The following is a 17,597-nucleotide window of genomic DNA, read 5'->3' as shown; positions in this document are numbered from 1 at the left end:
GGAAGGCTGATGGGCTCCCAGCGTGCGCTGCCGATTTTTTCTGTGGTGGTGGGCGTGACGCTATTGGCCACGCCCATGGCGGGCTTGCCCATCGTTGAGCTTGAAGCGCTGAATCGGGAGTTGGGTCGCCTCTGCAGCAACCCGCCCCGAGAAGCCCTGGCCGTTTGCCGGATTCACGCCCGCTTGATTCGGGCGATGTAGGCCGGCATCACATCATGCCGGGCATGCCCATGCCACCCATGCCGCCCATACCACCCATTCCGCCCATGCCACCCATGGGATCCATGCCACCGCCACCCGGTGCGGCAGCAGCAGGCTCGGGTTTGTCGGCGATCACCGCTTCGGTGGTGAGCAGCAGCGATGCGACTGAGACGGCATCCTGCAGGGCCAAACGGACCACCTTGGCGGCATCGAGAATGCCTGCGGTTAGAAGGTTTTCGTAGGTACCGGTGGCCGCGTTGAAGCCGTTGCCGCTCGAGGCGACTTGATCGGCCACCACGTTGGGGTCGTAGCCCGCGTTGGCAGCGATCTGATGCAGAGGGGCAGAGAGGGCGCGCTGCACAATCTCAACGCCTGTGCGCTCATCGCCTTCGAGTTGGGCTGCAAGGCCGTCCAGGTTGGCGGCGAGCTGGACCAGGGTGCTGCCGCCGCCAGCGACGATCCCCTCTTCCACGGCGGCGCGGGTGGCGTTTAGGGCGTCTTCGATGCGCAGTTTTCGGTTGCGCAGTTCCGTCTCGGTGGGGGCGCCCACCTTGATCACGGCCACGCCGCCGGCCAGCTTGGCGATGCGCTCGGTGAGCTTCTCGCGGTCGTACTCCGAGTCGGTGTTGTCCAGTTCACGCTTGATCGCAGCGACCCGGTCTCGCACGGCGGACTGGTGGGCGTCGCTGGCCACGATGGTGGTGTCGTCCTTGCTGATCGTGATCCGGCGCACGCTGCCCAGATCCTCCAGCCCCACTTGCTCCAGCGCCATGGCGCGGTCTTCGCTGATCAAGGTGGCACCGGTCAGGATGGCGATGTCCTGGAGCATGGCCTTGCGGCGATCACCAAAGCCCGGGGCTCGCACGGCGGCCACCTGAAGGACACCGCGGTTCTTGTTGACCACCAGGGTGGCCAGGGCTTCGCCTTCGACTTCCTCCGAGAGGATCACCAGCGGTTTACCGGCTTTTGAGACGGCCTCGAGCACGGGGACGAGGTCGTTGATCGCACTGATCTTGCGGTCGGTGACCAGCAGGAGCGCGTCCTCGAATTCGCAGACGCGACGGTCGTTGTCGGTCACGAAGTAGGGGGAGCTGTAGCCCCGATCGAAGGCCATGCCTTCGGTGATTTCCAGCTCGGTCGCGAGGCTCTTGCTCTCTTCAACGGTGATGACGCCATCGACGCTCACCTTGTCCATGGCTTCGCTGACCATCCGGCCAACTTCCTCATCGCCACCGGAGCTAACGGTGGCCACCTGGCGTATGGAGTCGCCCGCCACAGGGGTGGAGCGTTCTTGGATGCCCGCGACGACTTGGGCGGTGGCTTTCTCCATGCCCCGGCGCAGGCTCACGGGGCTAGCGCCAGCGGCGACGTTCCGTAGCCCTTCGCGGGTCATGGCCTGGGCGAGGACGGTGGCGGTCGTCGTGCCGTCACCAGCCTGATCCTTGGTCTTGGTGGCCACTTGCAGGAGCAGCTTGGCGCCGAGGTTCTCGAAGGGATCTTCCAGCTCGATGTCCCGGGCGATGGTCACGCCGTCATTCACGACATCGGGGGCCCCGAATTTCTTCTCGAGAACCACGTTGCGGCCCTTGGGCCCGATGGTGACCTTCACCGCATCGGCAAGGGCGTTTACGCCGCGCTCCAGGTAGGCGCGGGATTCATCGGAGAAGGAGAGCAGCTTGGCCATCGCGGAGGCTGATCGCGCTGTAGTGGCCACAGGCTCCCATGGGGAGGTGGCCATTGGCTTGTGGGGAAAGCCGAATGGATCGGAGCTCACCCCTGTCGCTGGCCGTTGCTGCTCGATAGGGTTCCGCCCATGGAGGACAGCATCAGCGACGCCCTGGTCGAGGGGCTGAATGGGCCCTTGACCGAGGCCTTGGCCGACCCAAGCGCCGGCAGCAACGTGATGGCCTTCCTGATCGTGGCCGGCTTGGGCCTGGGGATGGCCTTGATCTACGTCCCCCTGCGGATCTTTCTCACGGCCACGGCACGCAGTCGCCGGTTACGCCTGTTGCAGCGCATCCGGCGCTTGCGTGAGGAGCTCACCCAACCCGTCGAGAGTTAGGGCTCAGCGCATCACCATGCCGCCATCCACCTGCAGGACCTGACCGGTCATGTACGCGGCTGCGGGGTCAGCAGCCAAGAACCGAACGGCACCGGCGACTTCAGCCGGTTGGCCCATCCGCCCCAGGGGGATGGCTTTGAGGATCGGCTCCTTGTCGAGTTCCGCGGTCATGTCGCTTTCGATAAACCCAGGGGCCACCGCATTCACGGTGACCCCGCGGCTGGCGAATTCCGCGGCGCTGCTGCGGGTTAGGCCAATCACGCCTGCTTTTGCGGCGCTGTAGTTGGCCTGGCCAGGGTTGCCCATGAGTCCCACCACCGAGGTGATGTTGATGATTCGGCCGCTGCGGGCTTTCAACATCGCTCGGCTCACCGCGCGGGTGCAGAGGAAGACGCCGCTGAGGTTCAGGTCGATCACGCTTTGCCAGTCGGCGCTCTTCATGCGCATCAGCAGTCCATCACGGGTGATACCCGCGTTATTGACCAGCACATCGAGGCGACCTTCCTTCTCCAGGACGGCCTTCACTAGGGCCTCAACCTGCTCTTCATCGGCCACGTTGGCCTGGTGGGACCAGGCCTGTCCGCCAGCCGCCTGAATGTCAGCCACCACCGCTTCGGCCGCGGCGGGAGAGCTGGCGTAGTTCACCACCACGGTTGCCCCGGCTTGCGCCAGTTCGCGGGCAATCGAGGCCCCGATGCCTCGGCTGGCCCCGGTGACCAGCGCAACCTGACCGGCAAGGGGGGTGCTGTCCGCCATGGAGAACGCAGAAAAGTCGGCCCAGGCTAGGCGGGCATGTTTTTCACGTCGGCCAGGGCTGGGCCCAGAAGGTCACCAAAGCGCTGCAATTGGTGTTTGCTGCCCATCACCACCAGCAATTGGCCGGGGCCGAGGCGGACATCACCGCCAGGATTGGCGATCAGTGGTTCCGGGGCCCCAGTGCTGAGTTGACTGGCAGCTGGGTTGCGGATCGCCAAGACCAGGGCCCCACTCCGGCGTCCCAACTGCAATTCCGAGAGGCTGGCGCCGTTGAGGTCCCCGAGGTCGTCGGGCCGCTCACTCAGCAGAAATTCATCCACCTCGCAATCGCTGCCAGCCAGAAGGTCCATGAAGGTCACTGCCAGGGGCCTGAGGGCGGTGGCCGCCATGGCACGGCCTCCGGCAACGTAGGGACTGACCACCTGGTCGGCCCCGGCTAAGCGCAATTTGCCTTCGGCTTCTTCGCTGTCGGAGCGAGCAATCAGGCGAGCGCCCGGCGCCAACCCCCGCGCGCTGAGGATGACGTAGAGGTTGGAGGCGTTGCTGGGGAGTGCGGCCACCAGCGCCCGGCAGCGATGGATACCGGCTTCCTCAAGGGTTTCATCGAGCGTCGCGTCGCCCTGGAGGACCATCAGGCCTCGTTGCTGGGCTTCTTCGATGCGATCGCTGTCGTTCTCAACCACCAACAGCCGGATGTTCTCTCCAATGAGTTGGTCCGCGATTTCGCGGCCCATCCGGCCGTAGCCGCAGAGGATGACGTGCTGATTCATCGATCGCTGCAGCTGTTCGCGGTAACGCCGCTGGCGGATGCGGCGAAAGTAGCCGGAGTTGGTTAATTCCAGCAGTTTTTGGATGGTTTGCTGGACCACCACCAGGCCGCCGACCAGGAGCAGCGCCGTCACGATGCGGCCACCGGTGTGGATCAGCTGGGTGTGCTCATCGCTAAACCCCAACGTGCTGAGGGTGATTAGCACCATCCAGTAGCAATCACCCCAGTCCCAGCCTTCGGCGAGCCGGTAGCCAACCGCGCCGGCATTCACCACCGTGGCCAAGGCCAGGATCGGACCGGCCCAAGGGCGCTGGGCCACGTGCGAGCGAATGGGGCTGAAGAGGCCGCGTCCGCGGGGCAGTGAACGGGGTCGCTGCCGCATTGGAGTCATCCCAAACCGAGGGCTTGTAAGACCTCGGTGACGCTGAGGTTGTGTAGAGCTCCTGCCTGGCCCACCACTTGAACCCCAGAACGTTGCGGCAGGGAAGTCGGGTCCTGGCCTAAGGCCACCAGAGGCATCCCGCTGAGCAGGGCCAGTTGGGTCGTGATGGGATCACTGCTGAGGACCACGTCACAGCTGGCCAGTTGCGCGGCCCGCTGCAGCAAATTGGCTCCACCGGCCTGGATGACCCGCAGGTCAGGCAGCTTGCCGCGGATGGCCTCCGGCAGGGCTCTCCAGTGTTCGTCAGGCCAGTCCTGACGGTCGCCTGAGGGGGCCAGCAGGAGAGCAGGACCCTGACCGTTTGGCATGGAGGCCGCGGCTTGCTCCAGCGCTCCTTTGGGCAAGGACAGGCGAAATTGGCTCGCCTCCAATTCCACTCCCAGTTGGCGCAGGAAGGGGGCGAGCGCTTGTGCTCCCCATCCAGTTTCCGGGGTCACGGTCGAGGTCGCCGAGAACCCTGAGGCGGCCACGCGATTGGGGATGTGACTCATCGACAGCATTAGATCGACCTGCCGTCCGCTGGCGAGGTTGATGCAGGCTTGGAAGTCGGGCTCGCGCACATTGCCGAGCAGGTTGGCCCAATCGGCCAGGCTGGGGCCGTCATCAAAGGCGAACGGAATCACCTTTTCCACTGCCGGAAGCAGGGACCAGGCGGCCGCAGCAGCAGGGGCACAAGCGACTTGCACCTGGGCCTTGAGGTCTTGTGCGACCTGGGCTGCCGCTGGAATGGTTTGCAGCTGCGCACTGACACCACCCGGCACCAAAAAGAGGACTCGCATGGACGCGCGGGTGTGAAGCGGATCGCTGGCTGATTGTATGTAGGTCGGATTACTTAGTCCTCAGGAGCGCGCCATGCATCTGCTGATTGCCTGTGCCGGGAGCGGTCGGCGGATGGGGGCGGAGCGCAACAAGCTGCTGCTTGAGGTCAGTGGGCGGCCCGTCTTGGCGTGGACCTTGGACGCAGCTCTGGCCTCAAGCAGCGTGCGCTGGATCGGCGTGGTGGGCCAAGAGATTGACCGTCCCGACATTGAAGCCCTGGTGAAAGCAGCGAAGCCCGACCGGCCTGTGCAGTGGATTCAAGGAGGAGACACCCGTCAAGATTCGGTCTGCAACGGCCTGGCGGCGCTGCCTTCGCAGGCCCGCTCGGTGTTGATCCATGACGGCGCCCGTTGCTTGGTGGATCCAGCCTTGATTGACCGTTGTTCCGCCGCGGTCGACTCCGGTGCTGCCGTCATTGCTGCGGCGCCGGTGACCGACACGATCAAGCGGGTCGATGCCGATGGGGTGATTCAGGACACCCCCGATCGCTCCGTCCTCTGGGGCGCGCAAACCCCCCAGGGTTTTCCGGTGGAGCAGTTGCGCCAGGCCCATGCTCAGGCGCGACAGGAAGGTTGGAGCGTGACCGATGACGCCTCATTGTTTGAACGCCTGGGATGGCCCGTGCGGGTGATGGAGTCATCCCCCTCGAACATCAAGATCACCACCCCCTTTGATCTGACGATCGCTGAAGCGGTTCTCTCGTCCCGCTAGAGCAGCTGCAGCTCTCCCGTCGTCCCGTCCAGATGCCCCATGCGTCCGATGGGGATTGCGGCGTTGCCGCAGCGATGACCAAACGGCAGGTCGGCGATCACTGGGATTCCGAGGTCACCGCAGCGCTCCTGCAGCACTGCGTTGAGACCAAAGGACCGTTGGGGGTCGCGGGCGTCCTCCTCATCCGCCTCACAGTCGCTGAAGCTGCCAAAACCAATGCCTGCGACTTGCTGGAGGGCTCCACTGAGGCGCCAGTGGGAGAGCATCCGATCGATTCGATAGGGAGCCTCACCGACGTCTTCGAGGAGCAAGATCGCTCCGCGCAGCTCCGGCAGGTGGGGTGTGCCCAGCAGGTGCGTGGCCACGGTGAGATTGCCGACCAGGCAGGGGCCCCTCGCCTGACCTTCGCTCCAGCTCGTCCCCTTCAGAGCAGGAAGAGGCTCCCCAAAGAGCAGGGCCCGCAGACGCTCTTGGCTCCACTCGGGTTCTGCGCCCAAGGTGGTGAGCATCGGTCCATGGACGCCGCCTGGAATGCCTGCAGCCTGACGGGCCCAGAGCAGGGAGGTCACATCGGAGAAGCCCAGCAGCCAGTGGGAGGAGGCTGCCCCCAGCAGGTCATCCATCAGCGGATGCTCCAGCAGTCGAGCCGAGCCCCAGCCGCCTCGAATGCACGCCACCAAAGGAGCGCAGGCCTGCAGGTCAGCCAGGCGTTCCTGGTCCGTGCCGGCGTAGTAGCCCCAGTGCCGCTCAAGGTTGTGATGGCTGCTGACCTCGAGGCCCCAGTGCTGAAGCACGGCGATCCCCGCTTCCAGACGGCTGATGGCCTCGCCCTGGAGGGCGGAACTGGCGGCGGCAAGCTGAACGCGATCCCCAGACTGAAGCGGCTGGGGCCAGGGGCGCTCGTTCATGCCCAGATCCGCCCAGCGACCAGGCCGAGAAGCAAGAGCGCACCCAGGAGCACTTGGTGTTTGAAGTGCCGGCCGTAGGCCGAACGCGGCAGTTGCGGCTGCTGCAACGCGAGGGCCTCCTTGAGCTGACCGAGGACAACGACGATCCAGAACAGCCAGAAGAAGGGCTGAACGCCCTGCAGGCCTGAGGCGATCGCTAACAAAACACCAGCGCCTGCGTAGCAAAGGGCCACAGCCAGGGGGGCCCGCTCGCCCAGGCTCAGAGCGCTGCTGCGGACCCCGACAGTGCGGTCATCCTCCCGATCTGACATGGCGTAAACCGTGTCAAAGCCGAAGGTCCAGAGCAGGGTTGCGAGCCAGAGACAGAGCAGGGGCCAGCCTCCCTGGAGGCTGCCTCGGGCGGCGGCCCAGGGGATCAAAACCGCAAAGCCCCAGCAGAGGGCCAGGACCGCCTGTGGGTAGGCAAACCAGCGTTTAGCGGATGGGTACAGCAGCACTGGAGGGAGTGCCGCGATCGCCAGCTGCAGACACAGGGTCCGGTGGGCCGCAGGGAGGCCCCAAAGCACCACGGCTAAGGCGGCGATTAAACAGATGAGCAGTAGGACCACGGCTCCCATGACACCGATCTGCCCACTGGCGAGGGGGCGTTGGCGGGTCCGCTCCACCTGAGGATCGATCCGCCGATCCCAGAGGTCATTGGCGACACAACCGGCGCCACTGACGGCCAAGCCCCCGATCACGATGGCCGCCACCAAGTTGATGCTGGGAGGGCTCTGGCCTTGAAGCCACAGGCTCCATCCGGCGGGGATCAACAAAATCAACCGTCCGCTGGGCTTGTCCCAGCGCAGCAGACCCAGCCAAGCCCGGAGCAACGATCCAAGGCCCTTGCTGTCGGCAGGCACGTTCAGCAGGGGAAAGATTCTTTGCACCCTAGGGCTGAAGGGCAGTGCCAAAGTGGCTCAGCTCCAGAGATTGGACTGTGAGTGAGCCCCGCATTGGTGCCCTACGCCCCGTGGCAGGCATCGACATCGGCACCAACTCGATCCACCTGTTGATCGCCAGCGTCGATCCCGACTTGCGTAGCTTTTCGGTGGTCCTGACTGAAAAATCAACGACTCGCCTGGGCGAGCGTGATCCAGTCAGCGGCGACCTTTCCCCGGAAGCGATTGAGCGGGCCTTCACGACCCTTCGCCATTGCAGTGAACTAGCTGCTAGCCATGGTGTCGCCCCTGGGGATGTCGTCACGGCCGCCACCAGCGCGGTTCGTGAAGCACCCAATGGCCGGGAGTTCCTGCAGTCGATCCAAGAGCAATTGGGTCTGGCGGTCGACCTGGTCAGCGGTCCGGAAGAGGCTCGCTTGATTTATCTGGGCGTGCTCTCGGGCATGTCCTTTGGGGATCAGCCCCACGTGATCATCGACATCGGGGGCGGCTCCACCGAGTTGGTGCTTGCCGATGGCTCCGACTCCCACGCCCTGACCAGTACCCGCATTGGTGCAGTCCGTCTGCAGCGGGATTTCGTTCAGGACGACCCGATGCCTGCCAAGCGGGTCACCTTCCTGCGGGCCTTTATCCAGGGGGCGCTTGAGCCTGCGGTGCTGAAGGTCCGTGAAGGACTCAAGCGTTTGGGTCATCAGCCGGTGTTGGTCGCCACCAGCGGAACGGCCATGGCGGTTGCGGCGATGGCGGCAGCGGAGGATTCACGTCCGCCCTTGCGAATGCAGGGTTACCGCGTCTCCCGGCAAAAACTGGATCAGATTGTCGATCGCCTGTTGGCGATGACCCCGGCCGAGCGGAGGGCACACCCTGCGCTGAATGAACGACGGGCTGAAATCATCGTCCCCGGCGCGTTGATTCTGCAGACGGCGATGGGGATGATCGGCGCTGAGGAATTAGTGATCAGCGAACGAGCCCTCAGAGAAGGCCTGATTGTTGATTGGATGCTGCGCAACGATTTGATCGTTGATCGCTTTGCTTTTCAAAGCAGCATTCGTCAACGGACGGTGTTGCATCAAGCCCAGCGCTATGGCGTGGATGTCCCCCGGGCCGAGCGGGTCGCTTCCCTAGCGATTCGCCTCTACGACCAAAGCCAAGGCCTGCTGCATCAAGACGATGGTCTGGGGCGTCAGTTGTTGTGGGCCGCGGCGATGCTGCATAGCTGCGGTCAGCACATCAATGTCGGTGCGTATCACAAACACACCTGGTATTTGATTCGCCACGGCGATCTCTTGGGCTATTCCCAAAGCGAGCATTTAATGGTCGCTGCAATCGCTCGCTATCACCGCCGCTCCCTGCCGAAAAAACGCCACGAGTCCTGGCAGCTGATTGAAGCTCGTGACCAACGCCGCACGGTGTCCGCGATGGCTCTGCTCTTGCGTCTGGCAGTAGCGATGGATCGTCGCCCCCAGAAGGTGATTGCCGATTGTGTTCTGAAAGGCCATGGCGATGGTGGCCTTGCGATCCAGCTCATGCCGCTCACCGCAGAGGTGGACCTGAACTTGGAGCGCTGGAGTTTGCAGGCCTGCCAGAGCTATGTCGAAGAGGCCGTTGGTTTGACCTTGAGCGTCAGCTAAGGATCTCCACGCAAAATTCAGGGTTCCAACAACAAAAAGCCCCCACCTTTCGGTGGGGGCTTCTGATTCAACCGTCCTCGAGGTTCGAGAAGAAGCTGAATCGTTGGTTGGGTTCAGCCTCAGCCGATGGCGGGAGCTTGCAGAGCCACAGGAGTGGACTCAGCAGCAGCCAGGTCGAGGGGGAAGTTGTGAGCGTTGCGCTCGTGCATCACTTCCATACCGAGGTTGGCGCGGTTCAGCACGTCAGCCCAGGTGTTCAGCACACGACCCTGGGAATCCAGGATCGACTGGTTGAAGTTGAAGCCGTTCAGGTTGAACGCCATGGTGCTCACGCCCAGGGCGGTGAACCAGATGCCAACCACAGGCCAGGCAGCCAGGAAGAAGTGCAGGCTGCGGCTGTTGTTGAAGGAGGCGTATTGGAAGATCAGGCGACCGAAGTAACCGTGGGCAGCCACGATGTTGTAGGTCTCTTCCTCTTGGCCGAACTTGTAGCCGTAGTTCTGGGACTCGCTCTCGGTGGTTTCACGCACCAGGGAGGAGGTCACCAGGGAGCCGTGCATGGCGGAGAACAGGGAACCACCGAAGACACCAGCCACACCAAGCATGTGGAAGGGGTGCATCAGGATGTTGTGCTCAGCCTGGAACACCAACATGTAGTTGAAGGTGCCGGAGATGCCGAGGGGCATGGCGTCCGAGAAGGAGCCCTGACCGAAGGGATACACCAGGAACACAGCGGAAGCAGCAGCCACGGGTGCGCTGTAAGCAACGCAGATCCAGGGGCGCATGCCGAGGCGGTAGGAGAGTTCCCACTCACGACCCATGTAGGCGTAGATGCCGATGAGGAAGTGGAAAACAACCAGCTGGAAAGGACCGCCGTTGTACAGCCACTCGTCGAGGCTGGCAGCTTCCCAGATGGGATAGAAGTGCAGACCAATGGCGTTGCTGCTGGGGATGACAGCGCCAGAGATGATGTTGTTGCCGTAGATCAGGGAGCCGGCAACAGGCTCACGGATGCCGTCGATGTCGACGGGGGGTGCTGCCACGAAGGCAACGATGAAGCAGATGGTGGCGGCCAGCAGGCAGGGAATCATCAGAACGCCGAACCAACCCACATAGAGGCGGTTGTCGGTGCTGGTGACCCACTCGCAGAACTGGTTCCACGCAGAAGCGCCTTGGCGCTGCTGGATGGTGGTCGTCATGAGTACGGGTAAGAGATGCCTTGCGCGAGCGCTTGGCGGTTTATGAAGAGCTGGAAATGTCCAGCAATGAAACTTTAGGCGTTTTTCGCTGCACCGAAGGCGTTCTGGGATCTAAGCCGCTGATGACCTCGATCAGCCAGGCTTATGACCCGTTGCTACTGGCTTGGACCATCAAAAAGCCGGACGCAAAGAAGCGCCCGGCCAAGGGAATCAAATAAGTGGGCGATACTGGATTCGAACCAGTGACCCCTTCCGTGTGAAGGAAGTGCGCTACCGCTGTGCTAATCGCCCGCGTGCGCTCTTCGCTCGCGCTAGCTGAGCTTAGATCATGGCCTGCGCGGCAGAGCTACTCGGCACCCCCGCGGAACAAGTGGTTGTGGCTCAACGAATAGAGCTTGGATCGGGCCTCCCCAGGGGCAGCAAGCGCCGGGCTCACCACATAGAGGGTGGTTCGAATCAGCTCCCGTTCACGGCTGACCCGATCCATCTCTTTCAGAGGAACCACGCTGATCCACTCATCAGGCCAGCTGACGCGATAGCCAATCGCCACAGGGGTCTCCGGTGGGTAGTGCAGGAGCAGTTCCCGTTGAACCTCCTCCACGTGGCGAGCGCTGAGATACAGGCAGAGCGAAGCCTTCAATGACGCCAGTCGCTCAAGGGCTTCGGTCTCAGGGACTCCGGTTCGACCGCCAGCGCGGCCAATCACGATCGTCTGAACCAGGCCCGGAATGGTGAGCTCACTTTTTAACCGAGCGGCAGTTGCTTGATAGGCGCTCAGTCCGGGGACGACCTCCACCTCCACTTCGGCATCGAGCAAGCGGCAGAGCTGCTCGTTGAGAGCGCTGTACAGGCAGGTGTCCCCATCGTGGAGTCGCACGACCCGCTTGCCTTCTTTGACTCGGGCGAGCATCACACCCATCACCTCTTCCAAGGTCAGGGTGCTTGTGCGGATCCGCTCGCAGCTCTCAGGAGCCATGCTGGCCAGCTGCGGATTCACCAGCGAATCGGTCCAGATCAAGACCTCGGCTTGCTCAATCGTTCGCGCTGCCCGCAGGGTCAGCAGATCGGGAGCGCCTGGGCCAGCTCCCACGATCCAGACTTTGCCCTTCATCTCGCTCATGGGGTCACTCCGCTTGGATCCGGTAGGGGGCGCTTACGGCCGTACAGCCAATAGAGGCCAAGGCCGCCAAGGGCGATCAAGGCCAAGCTGATCAGCTGTGCCATCCGCAATCCACCTGCGCAGTAGGGCGGGGTTCCCATCAGGCAGAGCGGATCGATGCGTAACCCTTCAATCCAGAGGCGGCCGCAGCTGTAGCTAATGAGATAGACGCAGCTCAAGGCGCCTGCAGGGAGCCTGATTTGTCCGTTGATCCCCTTTCGAAACAGCCAGAGCAGCAGCAGCAGAACCCCCAGGTTCCAGATTGATTCGTAGAGAAAGGTGGGGTGAAAGGTCGATTGATCGATGAATTCAACCGGCCGGTTCGAAAAGGGGATGGTCAATCTCCAAGGCAGGTCAGTTGGAAGACCGAAGGCCTCGGAGTTGAAGAAGTTTCCCCAGCGCCCGATGGCCTGGCCCAGGGCTACCGATGGCAACAGGACATCCAGCAGGTTCCAGAAGGCAATCTTGCGCCAGCGGGTGTAGAGGATGACCGCGAAGGTCCCTCCGATGAGGGCGCCGTGGATCGCGATTCCCCCACGCCAGATCGCTAGGGCATCGAGCCAGTTGAAGCGGTACTGACGCCATTCAAAACTGACGTAGTAGATCCGTGCTCCGACCACGGCCGCCAGGACCAGCAGCGGTAGGAGATCGGCAATCAGCGTCGAATCGATCCCTCTTTCCTTGCCGAGACGTGTGGCCAGAGCAAGGCCGCAGAGCACCGCAATGGCGATCAGCAGTCCGTACCAACGCAAAGAAAAGGGCCCCAGCTGAAAGAGCAAGGGGCCCGGAGAGGTAAACACAGCGAGGGACATCAAACGCCTTCGGCGGCCTGCACCTTTTCGATTTGCCTCTTCTTGAGAACCAGCATGATCTGGGCGAGGGCCACGGCGGCGAAGAAGGCCAGCAAGCCGTAGATGCGCACGGGGTTCTGCAGGACGACTTCAGCGTCGAGCTGTCCGAAACCACCGACATTGGGATCGTTGGTCAGGGCAGCACCAGCGGCCACCACATCACCGACCTGGGCGATCACGGTCGGACCAGCGGGAATTGTGTCGCTCACGCTGTTGCCGTCGGCGGTTTTGATGACCACCACTGAGGCTCCGGCGTCACCAGCGTTGATGGATTCAACGGTGCCAGCGGCAGAAGCGTTGTAGACGCTGTTGTTGCTCTTCTCACCGGTGGGATACACCTGACCGCGGCCGCGGTTGCCGCCTACGTGCAGCTGGAACTTGCCGAAGTGGATGTTGCTGTCGGCAGCGGGGTCAGGGGAAAGGATCGGGAAGACGATTTTCTGGTGGTCATCACCGGGCAGAGGACCCACCAACAGGATGTTGGGATTCTCTTCATCCCAGGTGGTCACATAGACACCTTCGGTTTCTTCCTTGAGCTCGTCGCTGAGGCGATCAGCGGGAGCCAGTTGGAAACCATCGGGGAGCATGACGACAGCACCGACGTTCAGGCCTGTGGGAGAGCCATCGCCAGAGACCTGCTGGACGTCAGTGTCGTAGGGGATTTCAACCTCGACTTTGAACACCTCATCGGGGAAAACCGCCTGAGGCAGCTCGACATGGGTGGGCTTTTTCGCCAAGTGGCAGTTGGCGCAGGCCAGTTTTCCGGTGGCTTCCCGTGGGTAGTCGTATTGCTGTTGAGCCCAGAAGGGATAAGCCCAGCTGGCCTGTGGGGCAAAGAACAGGGCGCCGAGAACCAGAACCGAACTCAGCAGCAGGGAGAAGGAGCGACGCATGGGGCGTATTGGCGAGAGGGGAACGGTTGGGGAGGAGATCAGACCCACCAGGGCTTCTCGCCGGTGCGGAAATCGGTTTCGGTCCACTGGCTCAGGAACACGTTGTCGTTTTCAACCGAGACGTGTGCCAGGGCCAAGGAGAGGGGTGCGGGGCCGCGAACCACCTTGCCGGTGGCGTCGTACTGCGAGCCGTGGCAGGGGCACATGAATTTGTCAGCCGCGGCGTTCCAGGGCACAACGCAGCCCAGGTGGGTGCAGATGGCGTTGATGCCGTAGCTACCAATGGCGTCACTGCCTTCGACCACCAGGTAGGTGGGATCGCCTTTGAGGCCCTGAACCAGGTTGCGGTCACCTTCGCGGTGCTCGCTCAGCCAACCGCTGGCGGTGACAGCGTTGCCGAGTTCGTCTTTGGCGGCAGTACCACCACCGGAGCCTGCAGCCTTCGGGGGGATGAAGTAGTTGGCAACCGGGTAGAGGGCGCCAAGGGCAACTCCGGTCACCGAGCCGAAGGTCAGCAAGTTCATGAACTGCCGGCGACCCATTCCGGGGACATCACTGTTCGAGGCGCTCGCTGGAATTTGGGTCATACGGGGCGGCCGGCTGCCACAACGACGTGGGGGCCATTATGGACCTTGTCGTTCCCACAACGGGCCCGAACTGCAGGCAGGTGGTTGAAGCCTGCAACATGCTGTTGCGCGGTTCGTCTGTCTGCCTTCCTGTGACTGAGTCACCAGCTGCTCCTCTGGCTAGCGCAGAGATCCTCGAGACCCTCCGCAGCCGTTGGCAGGCCTCCTATGACCTGCAGCTGACCTCCCGTCGGGGCCGTCTCTACCTCCAGGTGATGTGGGCCTATCTGGAGCAGCAATCCTTTCCCCTGGATGCTGACCAGTACGTCGCCAAGTTGGATGAGCTCGTGGCCACCTTGAACGGTCTGGGGGTGGCAGGGCAGGTTCGTGAATGGCTCACCACCACTCACGACAAACCTCGCTTGGGTAAGGCGATGACTCTGCCGCTGGAGCTTCCCGAAGGCCGAGCTAGCGAGTTTCTCCTTTAGATCAGGCAGGACGCTGGACGACCCGAGCGAGCCCAACGCCAACGAAATAGAGGGCCGTGATAGCTCCGCTCAGCAACAGCATCGTGATGGGGTCCGTTGAAGGCGTCAGCACGGCCCCAGCCAAAGCCGAAGCCATCACCACAAACCGCCAGGCCGAGAGCATGGCTTCGGAACGCACCAGCCCCAGGGCTGCCAGCAGCATCTGCAGGACTGGGAGCTGGAACGCCAAGGCCGTGGCCACCATCAAGAGCAGCACGAAGTCGAGATAGCGCTCGATGGACCAGAGCGGTTCAACAACATCCGCTCCGTAATTCACCAGGAAGTTCAGGGCGGCTGGAACCAGCGCCCACCAGGCAAAGGCCAGTCCCGCCATAAACAGCACGGCTGAGCCGGCCACCGCCGGTGCCACCAGCTTTTGTTCTCTGCGGGTCAGTCCCGGTAGAACGAAGGCCAGGCCCTCGTAGAGGACGTAGGGGAGCGCCAGGGTGAGCCCCGCATATCCCGCCACCTTTAAGGAGACCAGCAGGAATTCCCCCGGGGCGAGCTGCAGAAAGTGGATGCCATGGGCGGGCACCTCCAGCATCCGCACCAGCGGACGCACGAAGAGCAGGCAGGCCGCTGCCCCGATCACTACCGCAAGCAGGCTTCGCAGGACGCGGCTACGCAATTCCTCGAGGTGGCCCACCAGGGTCATTTCCACCTCGGAGGGGAAGTCCTCTTGGGTCTCAGCAGCCTCGGTCTCAAGCGAGGCCGCAGGAATTTTGATGGGCGGAGGCGGCGCTAACCCGGCAGGGCTTTGGGTGCCGTCCGAAGTGGAGCGATCGCCTTGGCCCGGGGGTTGATCGCTCATGGCTCTAGATCCCCGTTGAGGCTAAGGGGTTCTCCGCGCAGTAGCGCGTCAGCGCTCTCAGGATTGGCCCAGAGGACTTCCCCTCCGCGGTGCCTGACGGTTCCCGGACCCGCTCCAGGGATCCGTTGCAGCTGCTCACACGGGGTCATGACCACCGCAACTTGGCGATTGCCGCGGGCACGGCTGAAGTGGGCCGCCAGGCTGGCCGCCGCCTGGAGATCGCTGTCCTCCGCCGGGGCGACTGAACTCTTCAGCACCACATGGCTACCGGGACACTCCTGGGCGTGAAACCAGAGGTCACCTTTACGGGCTTGCTGAAGGCTGATCCATTCGTTTTGGCGGTGGTTGCGTCCGACCTGGATCGTCAGGCCACGCGGGCTGCTCAAGGTCAAGGGTGTGGGATCCCCTTGCTGGCGTCTGCGTTCTTTGCGGTTACCGAGTTGGCGCTGCCAGAGCCGTTCGCTGTCCTCCTCGAGGGCCTGCAGTTGCTGGAGCCCGCTTTGGGGGTTCCATTGGTATTCGAGTTGGATGAGCTCCAAGAAGGTCAGGCTTCCTTCCAGCTGCTCGATCTGTTGCTGGTGCTGGGCCAGCCTGGGGGTGATGGCGGCAACGGAGCGCCGCAGGCGCCTGGCCTTTTTGTAGAGCTTTTGCGCCTCACTGATCGTGTCCCGGCTGGGGTTGGCTTGGCAGAGCAGCGTGTCGGCCTGCTCCTGCAGTCCATCGCTGTTCTCGACTTGATCCAGGAGCCCTTGTTGGTGCTGCTGTTGTTGGCGTTCGCGCTCGAGGGCTCGCTCCAGCCGCTGTTTGAGGGCCTGTTGCCGCTGGTTGAAGGTCCTGGCTTGCAGCCGGCTGTGGTGGTACGACGCCAGTTGGGCGTTGAGGCTGGTGGATGGGGCGTTGCTCGAGGCGTCAGCCCAGCAGCAGTAGCCCCCGTCCTCGTCCAGACGGAAACCAAAGCGTTCCTCCTCTAGGGCTTCCAGCCACTGCTGCCAGCGCTGCCAGAGCTGTTGCCAGCTCGCCCCGCTGAGCTCCTGGGCGGGTTGGTTGAGCAGGTCATCAGCGAGCCCCTCCACCAAGTGGCGCGCCAGGGCTGGGCTGACGCCTTGATAGGCGCTCGGCAGGGCGCGTTTGAGCGGGAGGGGGAGTAGTTGAAGCTCCCCTTTCCAGTGCTCGAAGCTTTCCGTGCGGCTGGGACCACGGCCGCCCATGGGCGGCGGGGGGACGTAGATGTCGCCCGTGCTGATGGGGCGCAGGCGCGATTGGCTCTCCCGGACCTGCCTGGCCACCGCCACCACCCTGCGGTCTTGATCCAGCAAGAACAAATTGCTGTGGCGGCCCATCAACTCCAAGACCAGGCTCCGTTGGGGAGGCTCTCCAGGTCGGGGGGCGAACTCCAGCTCCACCAACCGCTCCCATCCCTCTTGCCGGAGTCCAGTCAGAGCGAGACCGCTGAGTCCGTGTTGAAGCTGTTGGGCCAGGGTGCTGCCATCGCCCAGTTTGGGCGGCGCTGGAATTTCCAGCAGCCGGGGTGCTTCAGCAAGCCAGCTCAGCTCAATCCATAGCCGCCGCTCCAGCGTGCGGAACCCCAGATGGATGGTTTGCCCGTCAGCCTGCTGCGCTTTTTCAAAGCGACTGGGAACGAGTTGCGGTCTTAGTTCAGCCAGGACCGCGCGAAGGCTGGTGAGATCCATGGCCTGGAGGTGCTGGGCGGCCATGGTCTGCGCGGGTTCGCTGCGGAGGCACTCTTACTCTGCAGGTCCATGGTTGAGTCCCAATGGCGGAAGAGCCCTCCTCCAGCGGCAGGTTGTTTCTGATCACAGGTCCCAGTGGAGTGGGCAAGGGGACCCTGGTCAGTGCGCTCTTGGAGCGTCATCCGGACATCTGGCTCTCGATTTCAGCAACAACCCGTGCCCCCCGCAGCGGTGAAGTCGACGGCACGAGCTACTTCTTCCTGGAGCGATCTGAGTTCGAGGCCAAGGTGGCCCAGGGCGGCTTGCTCGAGTGGGCTGAGTTCGCCGGCAACTGCTATGGCACCCCTCGCGAGCCCGTTGAAGAGCAGCTTCAAGCGGGCCGGCCGGTCCTTCTCGAGATTGAGCTGGAAGGGGCTCGTCAGGTGCGCCGCACCTTTCCCAGCGGCTTTCAGATCTTTATCGAGCCCCCGTCCTTTGAGGAACTGGAGCGCCGGATCCGCGGCCGGGGCACCGATAGCGAGGAGGCCATTGCCAGGCGCTTGGAGCGGGCCAAGGTGGAATTGCAGGCCGCCTCTGAATTTGACGCCGTGATCGTCAATGGCGAGTTGGCTGAAGCGTTGACGCAACTGGAGCAGTTGATGGGCCTCAGCTGAAGCGCCC

General features: G+C 63.1%; 20 protein-coding genes and 1 tRNA gene. 7 read left to right on the top strand and 14 right to left on the bottom strand.

Features of this window, described 5'->3' with window-relative positions; all coding sequences use genetic code 11:
* Positions 1–9 precede the first annotated feature (9 nt).
* On the top strand, positions 10–201 hold the full coding sequence (locus tag MY494_RS04715; protein ID WP_247911572.1) for a hypothetical protein: 192 nt from the start codon (positions 10–12) through the stop codon (positions 199–201).
* Positions 202–208: 7 nt separating this feature from the next.
* Here the strand turns inward: MY494_RS04715 and groL are convergent, their stop codons facing one another.
* Positions 209–1,885 carry a chaperonin GroEL gene (gene groL / locus MY494_RS04710; RefSeq protein ID WP_247911571.1) on the bottom strand — a complete coding sequence of 559 codons (1,677 nt, stop codon included), beginning with the start codon at positions 1,883–1,885 and terminating at the stop codon, positions 209–211.
* A 129-nt stretch (positions 1,886–2,014) separates the two neighbouring features.
* Between groL and MY494_RS04705 the strand changes: the two genes are divergently transcribed.
* Positions 2,015–2,263: a hypothetical protein gene (locus MY494_RS04705; protein ID WP_247912099.1), complete on the top strand. Its 249-nt coding sequence runs from the start codon at positions 2,015–2,017 to the stop codon at positions 2,261–2,263.
* Positions 2,264–2,266: 3 nt separating this feature from the next.
* Here MY494_RS04705 and fabG read toward each other — a convergent pair whose 3' ends face one another.
* From fabG to MY494_RS04690, 3 genes are read right to left on the bottom strand one after another with little or no spacing between them, the layout of a single operon-like run.
* Positions 2,267–3,019, bottom strand: coding sequence for a 3-oxoacyl-[acyl-carrier-protein] reductase (gene fabG / locus MY494_RS04700; RefSeq protein WP_247911570.1), 753 nt, complete (start codon positions 3,017–3,019; stop codon positions 2,267–2,269).
* Between the two features lie 26 nt (positions 3,020–3,045).
* On the bottom strand, positions 3,046–4,179 hold the full coding sequence (locus MY494_RS04695; RefSeq protein ID WP_371820680.1) for a TrkA family potassium uptake protein: 1,134 nt from the start codon (positions 4,177–4,179) through the stop codon (positions 3,046–3,048).
* Positions 4,176–5,009, bottom strand: a complete 834-nt coding sequence (locus MY494_RS04690) for a glycosyltransferase family 9 protein (protein ID WP_247911568.1) — start codon at positions 5,007–5,009, stop codon at positions 4,176–4,178. Before MY494_RS04690 ends, MY494_RS04695 begins: the two co-directional genes overlap by 4 nt.
* 73 nt (positions 5,010–5,082) lie before the next feature.
* On the opposite strand from MY494_RS04690, the gene ispD reads away from it, so the two are divergent.
* A complete protein-coding gene (gene ispD, locus MY494_RS04685; protein ID WP_247911566.1) occupies positions 5,083–5,760 on the top strand; it encodes a 2-C-methyl-D-erythritol 4-phosphate cytidylyltransferase in 678 nt (225 codons plus the stop codon).
* Here ispD and MY494_RS04680 read toward each other — a convergent pair.
* Both MY494_RS04680 and MY494_RS04675 read right to left on the bottom strand, forming a co-directional pair.
* Positions 5,757–6,668 carry an LD-carboxypeptidase gene (locus MY494_RS04680; RefSeq protein WP_247911564.1) on the bottom strand — a complete coding sequence of 304 codons (912 nt, stop codon included), beginning with the start codon at positions 6,666–6,668 and terminating at the stop codon, positions 5,757–5,759. The genes ispD and MY494_RS04680 overlap by 4 nt on opposite strands.
* Complete coding sequence (locus tag MY494_RS04675) at positions 6,665–7,588, bottom strand: 4-hydroxybenzoate polyprenyltransferase (RefSeq protein WP_247911958.1); 924 nt, start codon at positions 7,586–7,588, stop codon at positions 6,665–6,667. The genes MY494_RS04680 and MY494_RS04675 overlap by 4 nt, the downstream gene beginning before the upstream one ends.
* A 59-nt stretch (positions 7,589–7,647) precedes the next feature.
* On the opposite strand from MY494_RS04675, the gene MY494_RS04670 reads away from it, so the two are divergent.
* On the top strand, positions 7,648–9,240 hold the full coding sequence (locus tag MY494_RS04670) for a Ppx/GppA phosphatase family protein (protein WP_247911563.1): 1,593 nt from the start codon (positions 7,648–7,650) through the stop codon (positions 9,238–9,240).
* Positions 9,241–9,359: 119 nt separating this feature from the next.
* Here the strand turns inward: MY494_RS04670 and psbA are convergent, their stop codons facing one another.
* Positions 9,360–10,439: a photosystem II q(b) protein gene (psbA, locus tag MY494_RS04665; RefSeq protein WP_247909500.1), complete on the bottom strand. Its 1,080-nt coding sequence runs from the start codon at positions 10,437–10,439 to the stop codon at positions 9,360–9,362.
* A gap of 20 nt (positions 10,440–10,459) precedes the next feature.
* Here psbA and MY494_RS04660 point away from each other — a divergent pair, with 20 nt between their 5' ends.
* Positions 10,460–10,657, top strand: a complete 198-nt coding sequence (locus MY494_RS04660) for a hypothetical protein (protein WP_247911562.1) — start codon at positions 10,460–10,462, stop codon at positions 10,655–10,657.
* A 1-nt stretch (position 10,658) separates the two neighbouring features.
* On the opposite strand, the gene MY494_RS04655 is transcribed toward MY494_RS04660, so the two are convergent.
* The 5 genes from MY494_RS04655 to petC all read right to left on the bottom strand — a co-directional run bounded on the left by MY494_RS04655 (position 10,659) and on the right by petC (position 13,929).
* Positions 10,659–10,730 (bottom strand) — tRNA-Val (locus MY494_RS04655).
* Between the two features lie 55 nt (positions 10,731–10,785).
* Positions 10,786–11,550, bottom strand: a complete 765-nt coding sequence (cobM, locus tag MY494_RS04650) for a precorrin-4 C(11)-methyltransferase (protein WP_371820710.1) — start codon at positions 11,548–11,550, stop codon at positions 10,786–10,788.
* 5 nt (positions 11,551–11,555) lie between these two features.
* A complete protein-coding gene (gene lgt / locus MY494_RS04645) occupies positions 11,556–12,410 on the bottom strand; it encodes a prolipoprotein diacylglyceryl transferase (protein ID WP_247911560.1) in 855 nt (284 codons plus the stop codon).
* Positions 12,410–13,342, bottom strand: a complete 933-nt coding sequence (petA, locus tag MY494_RS04640) for a cytochrome f (RefSeq protein WP_247911957.1) — start codon at positions 13,340–13,342, stop codon at positions 12,410–12,412. Before petA ends, lgt begins: the two co-directional genes overlap by 1 nt.
* A gap of 38 nt (positions 13,343–13,380) precedes the next feature.
* Entirely contained in the window at positions 13,381–13,929 is a 549-nt protein-coding gene (gene petC / locus MY494_RS04635) for a cytochrome b6-f complex iron-sulfur subunit (protein ID WP_247911559.1), read from the bottom strand.
* Between the two features lie 98 nt (positions 13,930–14,027).
* Here petC and MY494_RS04630 point away from each other — a divergent pair, with 98 nt between their 5' ends.
* Positions 14,028–14,396, top strand: a complete 369-nt coding sequence (locus tag MY494_RS04630) for a DUF3067 family protein (protein WP_247911558.1) — start codon at positions 14,028–14,030, stop codon at positions 14,394–14,396.
* A 1-nt stretch (position 14,397) separates the two neighbouring features.
* On the opposite strand, the gene tatC is transcribed toward MY494_RS04630, so the two are convergent.
* Together tatC and MY494_RS04620 are read right to left on the bottom strand one after the other, a co-directional pair.
* Complete coding sequence (tatC, locus tag MY494_RS04625) at positions 14,398–15,246, bottom strand: twin-arginine translocase subunit TatC (protein WP_371820679.1); 849 nt, start codon at positions 15,244–15,246, stop codon at positions 14,398–14,400.
* Entirely contained in the window at positions 15,243–16,961 is a 1,719-nt protein-coding gene (locus MY494_RS04620; RefSeq protein WP_247911557.1) for an NFACT family protein, read from the bottom strand. Before MY494_RS04620 ends, tatC begins: the two co-directional genes overlap by 4 nt.
* Positions 16,962–17,020: 59 nt before the next feature.
* On the opposite strand from MY494_RS04620, the gene gmk reads away from it, so the two are divergent.
* On the top strand, positions 17,021–17,590 hold the full coding sequence (gene gmk, locus MY494_RS04615) for a guanylate kinase (RefSeq protein WP_247911556.1): 570 nt from the start codon (positions 17,021–17,023) through the stop codon (positions 17,588–17,590).
* The last annotated feature ends 7 nt before the right edge of the window (positions 17,591–17,597 follow it).

The sequence above is a fragment of the Synechococcus sp. A10-1-5-1 genome (genome assembly GCF_023115425.1).
Classification (GTDB): Bacteria; Cyanobacteriota; Cyanobacteriia; order PCC-6307; family Cyanobiaceae; genus Vulcanococcus.
The sequence above is the reverse complement of the archived record's forward strand: the minus strand, read 5'-3'. Positions and strand labels throughout refer to the sequence as shown.